Annotated in this window: 17 protein-coding genes and 1 other annotated feature; of the genes, 3 read left to right on the plus strand and 14 right to left on the minus strand. The window is 62.9% G+C overall.

Annotated features, from left to right (window positions below; all coding sequences use genetic code 11):
* Nucleotides 1–2: 2 nt before the first annotated feature.
* Nucleotides 3–587, minus strand: a complete 585-nt coding sequence (locus tag B5G34_RS05880) for a hydrolase (protein WP_087335141.1) — start codon at nt 585–587, stop codon at nt 3–5.
* A gap of 116 nt (nt 588–703) precedes the next feature.
* Between B5G34_RS05880 and B5G34_RS05885 the strand changes: the two genes are divergently transcribed.
* Nucleotides 704–1,273 carry a sporulation protein gene (locus B5G34_RS05885; protein WP_087335142.1) on the plus strand — a complete coding sequence of 190 codons (570 nt, stop codon included), beginning with the start codon at nt 704–706 and terminating at the stop codon, nt 1,271–1,273.
* Nucleotides 1,274–1,325: 52 nt separating this feature from the next.
* Here B5G34_RS05885 and B5G34_RS05890 read toward each other — a convergent pair whose 3' ends face one another.
* From B5G34_RS05890 to B5G34_RS05910, 4 genes are all read right to left on the minus strand, one after another.
* Nucleotides 1,326–1,769, minus strand: coding sequence for a S1 RNA-binding domain-containing protein (locus B5G34_RS05890; RefSeq protein WP_087335144.1), 444 nt, complete (start codon nt 1,767–1,769; stop codon nt 1,326–1,328).
* Nucleotides 1,770–1,797: 28 nt separating this feature from the next.
* Nucleotides 1,798–2,073, minus strand: a complete 276-nt coding sequence (locus tag B5G34_RS05895; RefSeq protein ID WP_087335146.1) for a septum formation initiator family protein — start codon at nt 2,071–2,073, stop codon at nt 1,798–1,800.
* 482 nt (nt 2,074–2,555) lie between these two features.
* Nucleotides 2,556–2,846 (minus strand): sporulation protein YabP, encoded by a 291-nt coding sequence (gene yabP / locus B5G34_RS05905; RefSeq protein ID WP_087335149.1) that lies wholly within the window; start codon nt 2,844–2,846, stop codon nt 2,556–2,558.
* Between the two features lie 63 nt (nt 2,847–2,909).
* Nucleotides 2,910–3,443, minus strand: coding sequence for a biotin transporter BioY (locus tag B5G34_RS05910; protein ID WP_087335151.1), 534 nt, complete (start codon nt 3,441–3,443; stop codon nt 2,910–2,912).
* Between the two features lie 140 nt (nt 3,444–3,583).
* On the opposite strand from B5G34_RS05910, the gene B5G34_RS05915 reads away from it, so the two are divergent.
* Nucleotides 3,584–4,567, plus strand: a complete 984-nt coding sequence (locus tag B5G34_RS05915) for a biotin--[acetyl-CoA-carboxylase] ligase (protein ID WP_087335264.1) — start codon at nt 3,584–3,586, stop codon at nt 4,565–4,567.
* A 43-nt stretch (nt 4,568–4,610) separates the two neighbouring features.
* On the opposite strand, the gene B5G34_RS05920 is transcribed toward B5G34_RS05915, so the two are convergent.
* Genes B5G34_RS05920 through B5G34_RS05935 form a run of 4 tightly spaced genes read right to left on the minus strand, consistent with a single transcriptional unit; the run spans nt 4,611 to nt 7,065 of the window.
* Nucleotides 4,611–5,417, minus strand: coding sequence for an HAD-IIB family hydrolase (locus tag B5G34_RS05920; RefSeq protein ID WP_242956873.1), 807 nt, complete (start codon nt 5,415–5,417; stop codon nt 4,611–4,613).
* Nucleotides 5,418–5,458: 41 nt separating this feature from the next.
* Nucleotides 5,459–6,373 carry an RluA family pseudouridine synthase gene (locus tag B5G34_RS05925; RefSeq protein ID WP_087335154.1) on the minus strand — a complete coding sequence of 305 codons (915 nt, stop codon included), beginning with the start codon at nt 6,371–6,373 and terminating at the stop codon, nt 5,459–5,461.
* A complete protein-coding gene (lspA, locus tag B5G34_RS05930) occupies nt 6,370–6,825 on the minus strand; it encodes a signal peptidase II (protein WP_087335156.1) in 456 nt (151 codons plus the stop codon). The genes B5G34_RS05925 and lspA overlap by 4 nt, the downstream gene beginning before the upstream one ends.
* Before the next feature lie 60 nt (nt 6,826–6,885).
* A complete protein-coding gene (locus tag B5G34_RS05935; RefSeq protein WP_087335158.1) occupies nt 6,886–7,065 on the minus strand; it encodes a hypothetical protein in 180 nt (59 codons plus the stop codon).
* 128 nt (nt 7,066–7,193) lie between these two features.
* Between B5G34_RS05935 and B5G34_RS18720 the strand changes: the two genes are divergently transcribed.
* Nucleotides 7,194–7,367, plus strand: coding sequence for a hypothetical protein (locus B5G34_RS18720; RefSeq protein WP_162609431.1), 174 nt, complete (start codon nt 7,194–7,196; stop codon nt 7,365–7,367).
* A 467-nt stretch (nt 7,368–7,834) separates the two neighbouring features.
* On the opposite strand, the gene ileS is transcribed toward B5G34_RS18720, so the two are convergent.
* The 5 genes from ileS to B5G34_RS05965 form a co-directional block, all read right to left on the minus strand.
* Entirely contained in the window at nt 7,835–10,630 is a 2,796-nt protein-coding gene (gene ileS, locus B5G34_RS05945) for an isoleucine--tRNA ligase (protein WP_087335161.1), read from the minus strand.
* Nucleotides 10,631–10,703: 73 nt separating this feature from the next.
* Nucleotides 10,704–10,926, minus strand: a binding site (T-box leader).
* 80 nt (nt 10,927–11,006) lie between these two features.
* Complete coding sequence (locus B5G34_RS05950; protein ID WP_087335163.1) at nt 11,007–11,750, minus strand: DivIVA domain-containing protein; 744 nt, start codon at nt 11,748–11,750, stop codon at nt 11,007–11,009.
* A gap of 119 nt (nt 11,751–11,869) precedes the next feature.
* Nucleotides 11,870–12,379, minus strand: a complete 510-nt coding sequence (locus B5G34_RS05955) for a cell division protein SepF (protein WP_087335165.1) — start codon at nt 12,377–12,379, stop codon at nt 11,870–11,872.
* A gap of 23 nt (nt 12,380–12,402) precedes the next feature.
* Nucleotides 12,403–13,110, minus strand: a complete 708-nt coding sequence (locus B5G34_RS05960; RefSeq protein ID WP_087335167.1) for a YggS family pyridoxal phosphate-dependent enzyme — start codon at nt 13,108–13,110, stop codon at nt 12,403–12,405.
* Between the two features lie 77 nt (nt 13,111–13,187).
* On the minus strand, nt 13,188–14,471 hold the full coding sequence (locus tag B5G34_RS05965) for an HlyD family efflux transporter periplasmic adaptor subunit (RefSeq protein ID WP_087335169.1): 1,284 nt from the start codon (nt 14,469–14,471) through the stop codon (nt 13,188–13,190).
* Nucleotides 14,472–14,475: the final 4 nt, after the last annotated feature.

Below are 14,475 nucleotides of genomic sequence, written 5' to 3' on the forward strand. Positions count from 1 at the left end.
GATTACGCCTCGTCCTTCTCCAGAAAATAAGTGGCCTCCATGTCGGCCACGCTGAGGGCAAAGGCCAGGGGATACTGCTGGAAGGCCTGACCCACCAGCCGCTTGTCCTCGTCGCCGGAGAAGCCCATGTGCCAGCGGATGGCCATGGCCTCCTCCCGGGTAAGCCGCAGGAATCCGGAGAGGATGTACACGCTCTTTTCCCCGTGGCCGTAGGGCAGGCTGTCCTCGTAGAAGAAGGTGGGCACGGTCTGCCACTTGCCGTCAGGGCCCTTCACATTGCGGGTGCCCGCCTTGTAGCACCCCGTCTTGCACACGTCGTGGAGGAGGGACACCAGAGCCACGCTCTCAGGGGAATAGTCCAGGCCGTACAGCTCCCGTACCCGCTCCCGCTCCAGATAGGCCTCCAGGCAGCGGTAGACGTTGACGCTGTGCTCACACAGGCCGCCGGGGTAGGAGCCGTGGAACCGGGCGGAGGCGGGGGCGGTGAAAAAGTCGCTCTTGTGCTCCAGGTAGTCCAGCAGGGCGTCGGACCCCTCCCGGTGAATGTTTTCCCGAAAAATCTGCAAAAATACTTCCTTACTGTCCATAGGACTCTCCTTCTCTGTCGTCAGTACAGCAAAGTATAGCACAGCCGCCCTGAAAAAACCACCCCGGGCACCGCCAATTCGTATCCCGAATAGAATGGGCGGAACGGAGGTGTCCCATGGAGTGGTTTTCCATGCTGGCGGCGGCCCTGCTCTTTTCCGCCGCCTGTAATTTTGATACGGTCATTCTGGCCATGGGCTGGGCAGTGCGGGGGGTGCGCCCCTCCCCCGCCCACACCCTGGTCATCGCCGGGCTGACCACCCTTATCACCTGGCTGTCCCTGGTGCTGGGCCGGGGGGCGGCGGTCTCTCTGGGCAGCAGCTTTGCCGGGGCTCTGGGGGGCCTGGTGCTGGCGGGTATCGGGCTGTGGTTCGTGCTGGACTGGCTGCGGAGCCTGGGGGGCGCCCGGCAGGAGGAGGCCCCCCAGGCGGGCAATAACCTGCTGGGCTGGGTGGCTTTGGCCGCTGCCCTGGCGGTGAACAATGCCGGGGTAGGGGTGGCTGCCGGAGCCTCCGGCGTGGGCCCCGGCCTGGCCTCCCTGGCCAATTTCGTACTTACCCTGGCGGCCCTCCCCCTGGGCCGGGCCCTGGGGGACCGGGTGGCCGGCCGGCTGCTGGGGAAATACGCCCTCCCCCTCTCCGGTCTTATCCTGGTGGGCCTGGGGGTGTGGCAGGTGCTGGGAGGATGACAAAAAAGACCTGCTGCAGGTGCAGCAGGTCTTTTGTTATGTACGGATGGAATTACTTCCGGCCGCCCCGACGGGAGCTGCGGCGCTCGGCCTGGCGCAGCTCGGAGAGCTTGCTGTCCGAGGAGGCCATGAACTGCTTCAGGCGGTCCTCAAAGGTGGTGGGCTCCGCGGGAGCGGGCTTGCCCCGGAAGCCGCCGTTGAAGCCGCCGGGCCGACCGCCGGGCCGACCCTGACCGCCGTGACCGGCGGGACGGGGGGGCGGATCCATAGCCTTCTTGATGGAGAGGTTGATACGGCCGTTCTCGTCGATGCCGATGACCTTGACCTTGACCTCCTGCCCTTCCTTCAGATGATCCTTTACATCGTTGACATAGGAATAGGCGATCTCAGAGATATGCACCAGCCCCGACTTGCCCTCGGGCAGTGAGACGAAAGCGCCGAACTTCGTGATGCCTGTGACCTTTCCTTCCACAATCGTACCAACACCAAACTCCATTTGCCTGAAAAATCCTCTCTTTCAAAATTCAATCGGTGAACCGGAACACATACTCACCCGGCTCCACCAGGCCCAGTTTGTCGCGGGCCAGATCGGCCTGCCGGTCAGGATCGCCGCTGTTTTCCACGGCGTCGGCCAGATCGGCGTTGACCTGCTTCTGCTCCTCCACCTGCTTCTGGGCGTCGGCCAGATCGGCCTGGGCGGCCTGCAGCTGGCTGCGCATGGTCAGCAGACCGGTGGCGGTGGCGATGAGCAGGGCCAGAACGACCAGCTTGGTCAGAAGGGATGCTTTCTTGAGTTTCATGGGTGTCTCCTTCCCCGTCTGCCCGGTGGGTATCTTCCGTTTCATCGGATATTGGATTTATTTTATACCACTTCGGCTCATAATGGAAGCGTTTTTTTGCGGATTTTCCGATTTTTTTACACAGCTTTCCCAACACCACAACCGGTAGTGTAACCACATGCCACACCACCCCCAAAAGATCGGCCACCCGGTAGCCCAGCCACAGGGCCCACCGGCTGAGCAGCCGGAAATAGGCCATGCCCCCCAGCACGATGGCCGCCAGCAGGTAGAGCCGCACCTCCCCCCGGCCCGCCACCGTGGAGTAGACGAAGATGGCCGCCGTCACCACCAGCCAGAACAGCAGGTCCAGGCATCCCCCCACCAGAGGCAGGGGGATGCGGACCCGCAGAATGCGCAGCAGGTCGTACACCAGCCCAATGGCCGCCCCCAGCACCAGGGCCCCGCCCAGGTAGAGGGCCTGCTCCGAGACCCAGATCTCCATCTCAGCGGAAGAGCCGGGCAAAGAGGCCGCCCGACTGCCGGTCCCTGCTGTCCTCATAGGTCAGGGAATCCACGTCCCCCTCCACCTTCAGGTCCCCCCCGTCCAGACTCAGCTTTTCAATGTGCAGATTCTCCCCCCGGATCACCAGGGTGCCCCGGTTGGTGTGCATGACGATGGTATTTTCGTCAAAGCTCTCCACCTCCTCCACCCCGGACACCGACAGGCGCTCCCGGTCCTCCAGGATCAGATGGTGGGCCGTCTCCGGCCGGCCCCGCTCACTTTCATACGGCATAACAATGCCCCTTTCCCATAGAGTCTCATTGCTACTATATGGGACAGGGGCATGGGATATGAGTCAGGCCCGGGCCAGAGCGGGGGCCAGCCGCCGGCTGAGGGCCAGGGCCAGCACCAGCTTGACGGCGTCGGGCAGCAGGAAGGGGATCACGCAGGTCCACAGGGCGGACATGACTCCCATGGGGCCGGTGGTGGCGGCGTACATGAGCACGAACCAGGCGGTGCCGAAGCCGTAGCACACCGCCAGACCGACAATGCCGGAGAGCACAAAGACCGCCGGGCCTCTGCCAAAGAGGGCCTCGGCCCCCCACATCACCAGGGCGATGAGGAGAAAGCCCATGAGGTAGCCGCCGGTGACCCCGGCGAAGGAGCCCAGCCCGCCGGAGAAGCCGGAGAACACCGGCAGGCCCACCGCCCCCATCAGCAGGTATACCCCCACCGCCAGGGAGCCCAGCTTTCCCCCCAGCACCCCCACAGCCAGGAAGATGGCAAAGGTCTGTAGGGTAAAGGGCACCACCGTGGGAATGGTGATCCAGGCGCATACTGTAATCAGGGCCGCCATGACGGCGGCATATACCAGGGACTTGGCTTTCATTGGATACCTCCATATTGTAAACTTGAAATCAAGTATAGTTTACAATTTGGAAATTGTCAACTATAAATACAGATCGGTTGACAAAAAGGCTTGAGGCAGGATACAATAGAAAAAACGTAGAGCGGAAAGGACGGATGACCATGCTGCGGGACGAGGTGCTGGCCCTGCTGAGGGCCCAGAAGGGGGTCCCCCTGTCGGGGGAGGCCATGAGTCAGAAGCTGGGGGTGAGCCGGGCGGCGGTGTGGAAGGCCATGGAGGCCCTGCGGCAGGAGGGGTATGTGATCTCCTCCGCCCCCCGCCGGGGCTACGCCCTGGAGGACTCCCCCGACCGCCTCTCCCCCGGGGAGCTGATGGCTCCCGGCCGGAAGATCGGCTCCAACCTGGTGTGCCTGGACACGGTGGACTCCACCAACAACGAGGTCAAGCGGCGGGCGGTGGATACCGTGCCCCAGGGGCTGGTGGTGGTGTCCGCCCAGCAGACCGGAGGCCGGGGCCGCCGGGGCCGCAGCTTTGTGTCCCCGCCGGGGGGACTCTACCTGTCCGCCCTGCTGAAGCCGGACTGCCCCCTGGAGCAGGTCAGCGCCCTCACCGCCTGGTCGGCGGTGGCGGTGTGCGACGCGGTAGAGCAGGTGTGCAGCATCCGCCCCTCCATCAAGTGGCCCAACGACGTGATCCTGGAGGGCCGCAAGCTGTGCGGCATCCTCACCGAGCTGGAGCTGGAGGGGGAGACCGCCGCCCTGCGCTATGTGGTGGCGGGCATCGGGGTAAATCTGAGCCAAAGTGCAGAGGATTTCGGCCCCGAGGTGGCCCCTGTGGCCATCTCCCTGGCCCAGGCTTTGGGGAAGGCCCCCCGCCGGGCGGCCATGGCCTCCGCCCTGCTGGACGCCCTGGACAGGCTGGACCGGGACTTTCCCGAGCAATGGGATCGCTGGCTGGAGCGATACCGGGCGGACTGCATCACTGTGGGCCGCCAGATCAAGGTGCTCCGGGGGAGCACCGAGCGCACCGGCACCGCCGTGGGGGTGGACGAGACCTTCGCCCTGGTGGTGGAGTGGGAGGACGGCACCCGAGAAGCCCTGTCCTCCGGGGAGGTCTCCGTCCGGGGCCTGCTGGGCTATGTGTAAACAAAAAGGAACCGCACCTTTTGGTGCGGTTCCTTTTTGCGTTTTAATAAATGGAGTCCAAAATCTCCACGATCTGGGCCACGCAGCCCTCCTCGCAGGAGCACAGGATGCGGGCCCCCCAGTCCTTCACCTCCTGGGCGCAGTTGGAGGGGGCGAAGGGGATGGCCGAGATAGCCAGCATGGGGATGTCGTTCTGGTTGTCCCCCACGCAGTAGATCTTTTTGGGGTCGATGCCCAGATAGTTGGCCAGATAGGCCACCATGCCTCCCTTGTTGCTTCCCTTCCGGGTGAGCTCCAGCAGGTAGGCGTTGGAGAAGATGACCTCGTAGTGCTCCCCCCACCGGTCCAGCATGTACCGCTGGGTCTCCAGCAGCACCTCGTTGCGCTGCTGCAAAATCACCTTGCTCCAGGGCAGGGGCATCCGGGCGATGGGCACTTGGTCGGCGGTGGCGCCCGCCCGGGTCAGGTGCCGCTGGGTGACCTCGTTGGGCTGATACACATAGATATCGTCGTGGTGGTAGGCCTCAAAGCCGATCTCCGGGATGTCCCGGGCCACCTGCTGCAAATCCTCCTGCACCCGCAGGGGCAGGAAGGTCTCGTACACCATCCGGTCCTCGTCAAAGTCGTACAGCGCCGAGCCGTTGGACAGCACCACCGGGGCGTTGATGGGGGCGCAGCGGGCGTGAGGGGCAAAGGTGGGGTGGGCCCGGCCGGTGGCCACGGTGAAGATTCCCCCTTCCCGGGTAAAGTAGTCCAGGGCGGTGAGATTGGCGGGCGCCACCTGCATGTTCTCCCCGTAAAGGGTATCGTCAAAGTCGCTGACCAGCAGAACGCCGTCGAATTTTCCCATGATGGCCACCTTCTTTCTGTACTAAACTGATATGATAAAGTTTATACCATAGAGCGCAGCTTTGTCAACACTGCCTCAAACCAGTCAGGCAGGGGACATTCCAGCATGACCCGCTCCCCGGTGCGGGGGTGGATGAAGGACAGCCGCCGGGCGTGGAGACACTGGCCCGCCAGCCCCGGCCAGGGCTTTTTGGCCCCGTACACCGTGTCCCCCAGCAGGGGGTGGCCGATATAAGCCATGTGGACCCGGATCTGGTGGGTGCGTCCCGTCTCCAGGCGGCACTGGATGTGGGTGTAGCCCCCCAGGTGCTCCAGCACCGACCAGTGGGTCACCGCCCGCCGGCCCTGGAGCTTGTTTACCGCCATCTTCTTCCGGTCGGTGGGGTGGCGGAAGATGGGGGCGTCCACGGTGCCCGACTCGTCCTTTAAATTGCCCACGCACACCGCCTCGTATTCCCGGTACAGGGAGTGGTCCTGAAGCTGCTCCGCCAGGGACAGGTGGGCAAAGTCGTTCTTGGCGGCGATGATGAGCCCCGAGGTGTCCCGGTCAATGCGGTGGACGATGCCGGGGCGCAGCTCTCCGTTGATTCCGGAGAGTGAATCACCGCAGTGATATAACAGAGCGTTGACCAATGTGCCGTCGGGATGGCCGGCGGCGGGGTGGACCACCAGGCCCACCGGCTTGTTGACGGCGATCACGTCGTCGTCCTCATAGACGATATCCAGGGGGATGTCCTGGGGGAGAACGTCAATGGGGGCGGGGTCCGGGAGAGCCAGCACCAGCTCATCCCCGGGACTGGTCTTATAGTTCTTCTTCACCGGCTGGCCGCCCAGGGTGACGGCTCCCTCCTCCATCAGCTTTTGGGCCGCCGAGCGGGTGAGCTCGGGGAGCATCCGGGCCAGAAACTGGTCGGCCCGCTCCCCCGCCCGGTCGGCGGTAAGATGCAGGGGGGTCATGCCTTGTCCTCCTCTTTGCAGAACAGCAGGAAGTAGACGCAGAAGGCGATGCCGCCGCACACGATGCAGATATCCGCCACGTTGAAGATGGGGAAATTCATGAACAGGGTCTGGAACATGTCGGTGACATAGCCCAGGAAGAGCCGGTCGATGAGGTTGCCCACCGCGCCTGCCAGCACCAGGGCCAGGGAGACCATGGCGAAGGGGTGGTTAAAGGTCCGCTTGGCCAGCAGCACGATGAGCAGCACCGAGGCGACCGCCGAGATCAGGGTGAGTACCCAGGTGTGCTGTTCAAAGATGGAGAAGGCCGCGCCGGTATTCTGGTAATAGGTCAGCTGGAGAATGTGGGGGATAAAGGGGACCCCCTCCCCCAGTGGGATGTTGGCCCGGACCAGGAATTTTACCAGCTGGTCCACGACCACCAGAGCGGCGGCCAGGAGGAAATAGAGCATGGTTTTCAGGCTCCTTTGATGGAAAGTTCCTTTCATTGTAACACGGACGGCCTGGGGGGGTCAATCCTTGTCCGCCAGGGGGATCTCCCCGTGCTCTTTTTCGTATTGTTCCAGATAGGACTCCACGGCAATGCACAGCTGCATGTTGATGGAGCGGCGCTCCTTGGCGGCCAGGACGCGGATTTTCTGCATGACCTCGTGGTCCAACCGCAGAGAGTAGGGGGCTTCCTGAATGCCCATAACCATTCCCTCCTCGTTGTATCTATTTGTATCTTAATGATATCAATGAGAGTGATATTTCACAAAGAATTATATAGAGTTGACTAGAGTGATTAAGAATGATATTATGGGCAAAAGGGGGTCGTTATATGGAGCATACCGAAAAAATGCGTACCATTTCCATTCAGGTCACCCCAGAGACAAAGGAAAAAGCGGCCTGGCTGGCCCGGCAGTCCTGCCGCAGCCTGTCCGCCTATGTCCGCCACTTGCCCCTGGTACAGATCAGGGATTATGAGGCGGAAAATGTGCCTGTTCCAAAGTGATTGGGCTGTGGCACCCAGGCGGGCATGCCTCCGGCGGTCCACTTTCGACTGGCCGAAAGTGGACAAAGGCCAATTAAGGCGGGGGATTTCGATTTCCCCCGCCTTAATAATCCACCCCTTGAAACGACCAAAGAGAGGGAACTGCGGTTCCCCCTCTTTGGAATCTTCCCCAGGCTGTTCTACTGTAAGCTTACCGGCGGCGGGGCCTTACTTTGTAACGGCCCCGCCGCACCGGTCGGGTGCCGCAAGCGCCCCTCCGGGGGGTACATCCAATAGGGGGGCCGCCGCCCCCCTGATTGGTCGTTTTAAGGGGAGGGGTGTCGGGGCGGGGGAAATCGAAATCCCCCGCCCTGACTGGCTCTTTCGCCCCTTTCTGGCCACGCAGAAAGGGGCCCGCCGGAGGCACTTACCGCAAATTTAGAGAAAAAGGACGCCGCTTCTGCGGCGTCCTTTTTTGACAATATAGGTTACTCGCCCACCACGGCGGCGCAGCGGGGGCACAGCTGGTTGTGATGGCCGTCGGTGCCGATGGCGTCGTTGTGGTTCCAGCAGCGGGGGCACTTGGGGGCCTCGGACAGCTTGACGGCGATGGTGCAGGGGATGAGGGACTCTTCGTTCTTCTCTCCTTCCACAGCCTCGGTGGTGACGGTGACCTTGGACACGATGCACAGGGAGGCCAGGTCCACGTCCTTCAGGAAGTCGGCGTCCTCAGCGGACACGGAGATGGTGACCTCGGTATCCTGAGCCTTCTTGAACACACCGGCGCTGCGGGCGTTCTCCAGGGCCTTGTTGACGGCATCCCGGAGGCCCACCAGCTTGGCCCAGCGGTCCTTGGCGGCGTCGTCCAGGGTGAAGGCGGCGTTGTCCTCGGGCATGTCATTGAGCAGCACGCTCTCGGCGTCCACGCCGGAGGCGTGCTTCATGGCGTGCCAAATCTCGTCGGAGGTGAAGGCCAGGATGGGGGCCACCAGACGGGTCATGCCGTCCAGGATATAGTAGAGGGCGGTCTGGGCGGAGCGGCGCTCGGCCTCGCTGCCGCAGTACAGACGGTCCTTGATGATGTCCAGGTAGAAGTTGGACATATCCACCACGCAGAAGTTGTAGATGGCCCGGTACACACCGTGGAACTCGTAGCGGTCGTAGGCGGCCCGGACGTTCTTCACCAGCTCGTTGAGGCAGTGGAGGGCGTAGCGGTCCAGGTCCATCAGCTTCTCCACCGGCACCAGATTGGCGTCGGGATCGAAGTCGCACAGGTTGCCCAGCATGTAGCGGGCGGTGTTGCGGATCTTCAGATAAGCCTGGGAGAGCTGCTTCATGATGTCCTTGGAGATGCGCATGTCCTGGGTGTAGTCGGCGGAGGCCACCCACAGGCGGAGCATGTCGGCGCCGTATTCCTTGATGACCTCATCGGGGGACACGGCGTTGCCCAGGGACTTGTGCATGGCCTTGCCCTCGCCGTCCACGGTCCAGCCGTGGGTGGCGATCTGGTGGTAGGGGGCCACGCCGTTGACGGCGATGGAGGTCAGCATGGAGGACTGGAACCAGCCGCGGTACTGGTCGCCGCCCTCCAGGTAGAGGTCGGCGGGATACTTCAGGTAGGGGCGTTCAGCAGCCACGGCAGCCCAGGTGGAGCCGGAGTCGAACCACACGTCCATGATGTCGGACTCCTTGGAGAAGTGGGTCTTGCCGCACTTGGGGCACACGAAGCCCTCGGGCAGCAGATCGCGGGGCTCCCGGTCGAACCACACGTTGGAGCCGTGCTCCCGGAAGAGCTCGGCCACATGGGCGATGGTCTCGGGGGTGACGATGTCGGCGCCGCAGTCGTCGCAGTAGAAAATGGGAATGGGCACGCCCCACACGCGCTGGCGGCTGATGCACCAGTCGTTGCGCTCGGAGATCATGGAGATCATGCGCTCCTTGCCCCAGCCGGGGTGCCACTGGATGTCGTCGCAGGACTTGACGGCGGTGTCCTTGATGGCGTCCACGGAGCAGAACCACTGCTCGGTGGCACGGTAGATGATGGGGTTCTTGCAGCGCCAGCAGTGGGGGTAGGAGTGGGTGATCTGCTCCTTGGCCACCAGGAAGCCTTCCTTCTCCAGGTCCTCCACCACCAGGTCGTTGCCCTTGGCGTAGAACTGGCCGTTGTAGCGCTCGTCGGTCATGACGCCCTTGGCGTTGACGGGCACGGGCACGCCGATGTGGGTGAGACCGGCCTTGTCGTACTGCTGGCAGATCTGGAAGTCCTCGGCGCCGAAGCCGGGGGCGGTGTGGACGCAGCCGGAGCCGGCGTCCAGGGTGACGTGCTCGCCGTTGAGGATGACGGACTCCCGGTCAAACAGGGGGTGAGTGGCGGTCATCAGCTCAAACTCAGAGCCCTTCAGCTCGGCCAGCACCTTGCAGGCGTCATAGTCGATGTGGGCGGCCTTGCACACGCTCTCGGCCAGGTCCTTGGCCAGGATATACACGTCGCCGCCGGGCACCTGGAGCAGCACGTAGTCGAAGTCGGCGTTGAGGCAGATGGCGAAGTTGCCGGGGATGGTCCAGGGGGTGGTGGTCCAGATCACGAAGTAGGTCTTGCTGAGGTCGGTGTACTGGCCCAGCTTGCCCTTGTCGTCCCGGACGGGGAACTTCACAAAAATGGTGGTACAGGGGTCGTCGGCGTACTCGATCTCGGCCTCGGCCAGAGCGGTCTGGTCGGCGGGGCACCAGTACACAGGCTTCATGCCCTTGTAGATCAGGCCCTTCTCGGCCATCTTGCCAAAGACCTCGATCTGCTTGGCCTCAAACTCAGGCAGCAGGGTGATATAGGGGTTGTCCCACTCGCCCAGCACGCCCAGGCGCTGGAACTGCTCGGTCATCTTGGCGATGTAGCCCTCGGCGTACTCCCGGCACTTGGTGCGGAACTGAGCGGTGGTCATCTCGTCCCGCTTCACCTTCTTGTCCTTGAGGACGGCGGACTCGATGGGCAGACCGTGGGTGTCCCAGCCGGGCACATAGGGGGCGTAGTGGCCGGTCATGTTCTTGTGCTTGACGATGATGTCCTTGAGGATCTTGTTCAGGGCGGTGCCGATGTGGATGTTGCCGTTGGCGTAGGGGGGGCCGTCGTGGAGGACGAAGGAGGGCTTGCCCTCGTTGCGCTTGACCATCTTGTTATAGAGGTCGTGGTCGTACATCTCCTTGAGCATGTCGGGCTCACGCTTGGGCAGACCTGCCCGCATGGGGAAGTCGGTCTGGGGCAGGTGGACGGTCTGGTTGTAGTCCATGATGGTTCTCCTTTTGTATTGAAAATAAAAATTAAAAACAGGATTGGAGGCAAACAAAAAGCGCCCCTGTCTCACAAGAGACAAAGGCGCACACCTCTGCGGTACCACTCTCATTGTTCCGGGCATACCGGAACCACTCGACAGCCTGTAACGGGGCCAGCCGGGGCCGCTTACTGTAGTTCTTCGGCGGCCATGCTCGGAGGTGATTTTCCCGGCCCGTCCTGTCCGCCTTGCACCGAAACGGCGGCTCTCTGCGCAGGGTTGGGGGCGGTACTCGTCCTCGTCACAGCATGTTTCCTGATGAAAATGACTGGGAGACGCCCTTTTTCGGCGTCTCCCAGTATCTTACCCGTTTGCAGGGCTTCTGTCAAGGGGTTCAGCGGATTTCGTAATCCTTGCCGAACTGCAGGTTGTCAAAGTCGATGCGGCGGGTGGGCTCCTCCACCACGTCGTCCTCGTTCTCCTCGGCCTGCTTGGGGGCAGCCTGCTGGGCCGCCTTGCGGCCGCTGAGCTCCATCAGCTCGTCATACAGGCTGGTGCTCTCGCTCTTGGGGGCGGCGGGGGCGGCCTGCGCGGCGCTCTCCTCCTGCTCCTTCTGGATGAGCCGCTCCACATTGGCCTCGATATCGTGGACGGTGTCCTCTACCGGGTCCACGGCGGCGGGAGCGGCGGCGGTGAGATGGGACAGGCCGTCCAGGAAGTCCATCTCATGCTGATAGAGCTCCTTCAGCTTGGACACATAGGAGGCGGTGGACTGCTGGGCGGCGGCCAGACGCATCTGCTCGTCCCGGATGGACTGCTGCAGCTCGGCCATGCGGGCCTTGGCGTCGGCCTCGGCGTTCTGCATCAGCTGGCTGCGCTTGCTCTCGGCCTCGGCCACCAGATCGTCCGCCATCTTCTGGGCGGTCATCAGGGCCTTGCGCATGGCGTCCTCGGTGGAGCGGTACTCCTCCACCTTCTCCACCAGCACCTTCATCTTGGCCTTCAGGGTGGCGTTTTCCTTGTAGAGGGTGGTGTAGTCCGCCGTCAGGATATCCAGGAATTCATCCACCATGGTCATATTGTAGCCGTTAAAGGATTTGGTAAAGGCGTGTTCAGAGACTTCCTGCGGCGTCAGCATAAGTCAATTCCCCCTGATCTATTTGTGTCTTATGGGTCCCGCGGACGGGACGACATGGCACATAGGGCGTGACGGCACGTCGCGCCCTATGGCAGATTGGTTTGGTTGATGAGAGCTGCTTAGAAATACAGCCCGTTGTTCTCCAGCTCGTCGATGAGGTCGCCCAGGATGTCCACGTTGTAGGGCGTGATGATGTAAGTGGAGATGGCCACCTTCTTGATCTTGCCCTCGTTGGCGTAGGCCACGCCGGACAGGAAGTCCAGCAGACGGCGGGCGATATCCTTGTTGGTGGACTCCAGGTTGAGGACCACGGTGCGCTTCTCACGCAGGTGGTCGGCGATCTCGCTGGCGTTCTCGAAGCGCTCGGGCTTTACCAGCACCACCTGGAGCTGGGTGGTGGTGTGGATGTTGACCACCTTGTTGCTGCGGCGCTCAGTATCAACGGAATAGAGGCTGCCGGTGGACTCGGTAACGGCCTGGCTCTTGGCGCTCTTGCGCTCCAGCCGGTCGCCGCCGGTGCGGTCCATCCGCTCACTGCGGGAGACGGGCTCAAAGTCGTCCTCGTACTCGTCCTCCGGCTCGTCCTCGTAGGGGCGGGCCAGCCGCCGCAGTTCATCAAACAATCCCATATTCGGTTACCTCCTGAATCCTATCAAGCTTTGTGCATGGGAGGGCGGGGACCGAACAGGGCGGTGCCTACGCGCACCAGGGTGGCCCCTTCCCGGACGGCATCCTCATAATCGCCGCTCATCCCCATGGAAAGACAGTCGATTGTGGTTCCATTATCCGACATCTTGCCTCTTATGTCAACAAAAAGCTGACGCATTTTTGCAAAAAAGGGCCGGTTTCCGTCCGGTCCCTCCGCCACGGGGGGGATGGCCATGAGACCCCGCAGGTTCACATGGGGGCAGGCGGCGGCTTTTTCCGCCAGGGCGGGCAGCTCCTCCGGGGAGATGCCGCTCTTGGACTCCTCCCCGCCGATGTTGATCTCCAGGAGGATATCCTGCACCAGATCCAGCTTGGCGGCCTGGGCCTCGATGGCGTCCAGCAGATGCTCCGAGCCCACCGACTCGATGAGATCCACCCGGCCCACCACCTGCTTGACCTTGTTGGTCTGCAAATGGCCGATGAAGTGGAGGGCGGCCCCGGCGTAGGCGTCGTCGTCCAGGTGGGCGGTCATCTCCTGTACCCGGTTCTCTCCGCAGATGGTCACGCCGGCGGCGATGGCCTGCCGGATGGTATCCGAGGTCTGGACCTTGGTGGCGGCCACCAGGGTGATCTCCGAGGGGTCCCGGCCCACCTCACGGGCCGCGGCGGCGATGTTGGCCTTGACCTGCGCTACTTTCTCTTCCAGGGACATAACAAGCACCTCCAAATAAAATACACACAAAAAATGAGGCAAAACCGCCTGCCCGAAGGCAGGGGGATGGTCTGAAATCATTCAATGACCTTACCGTCGTAGAGCTCGCCGGAGGAAATGATGATCTTGTCCCCCGCCCGCAGGGCCTTTTTCTCCTGGGTGGGAGTCTCTGTGGAGGCGGCGGTCACCAGGATGTAGTCGTCCTCCTCCGACAGCACGGTGACCTCCTTGAACTCGGCCCGCTGGCCCACCAGGGCGTATACGCCGGTGACCGACACCTGATATTCCTCTTCGGTGTCCGGGTCGGTGGCGGTCTGCTGCTCTACCCGCAGGGCCTCCTTGGGCAGACGGATGCCGGAGACGGTGTTAAAGACCAACTCCACCGTCTGGCGGCGCAGCAGGGTGGTGTCGGACAGGAACTTGTCGGCGGAGAGCACCACCACCATCTTTCCGTCCTCCGCATCGCCCAGCCGCTCCACCTCCATGTCCACCTCGCCGGACCAGTCCCGGGAGAAGCGGACCGTGATGGTGCGCCCCTCCACCAGCCGCTCCGCCTCCTCCTGAGGCAGGGTGCAGGCAAAGTACCAGGTGGAATTGGTGATGAGCTTGCCGATGGCGGAGGGGTCCTCCGCCGGGGTCTGGCGGGAGAGCTCATTGAGCTGGGAGGGGGTGATGGTGTCCAGCATATCCGGGGTGATGAGGCTCTCATACCCATCCACCAGGCCGGAAAACACCCCCGGCTGGGAGGCGGTCACCCGGCTGGTGCTATGGGAGGCCTGGGCGGTCAGAGACTGGATCTGGGCGTTGACCTCATCCAGAGAGGCCTGGAGGGCGGCGGTGGAGTCCCCCTCCTGGTCAAAGGTGTAGCTGTGCTTATAAATCAGGCTCTTGAGCTCCATGGTCTGGCTCTCCAGACCGGTCAGGTCGCCGGAGGCGGCGGCCCCCCGCAGATCGGCCACGGCGTCGGCCACCCGGGTGCTGAGCTGGGCGGAGTCGCTGCTCCCCCCCGCCTGGGCCAGGGCGTATTCCAGCTGCTCCTGCTCCAGCATCAGCTGCTGGAGGGTCTGCCGCTGGGTGAGGCCGTCGTCGCTCTGGTAAAACAGGGCCACGGTCTCCCCACGGCTCACCTTCTCCCCCTCCTCGGGGAGCAGCTCCACCGTGCCCCCCTGGCCGGTGAGGACAGTCTCCTGCCGGACCAGAAAGCCGGTGGCCTCCATGCTGTCGCTGACGGTGTAGGTGTAGGCCATGACCGTGGGGTAGATCTCCCGCAGACTGTTCCATGCCGACACACCGATGGTGAGCAGAATGGCCCCCAGCACCAGCAGCATGATGATGCGGGCGTTCAAAGAACCTTGCTTCATTGGG

It is taken from the genome of Flavonifractor sp. An82 (assembly GCF_002159265.1).
GTDB lineage: Bacteria > Bacillota > Clostridia > Oscillospirales > Oscillospiraceae > Flavonifractor.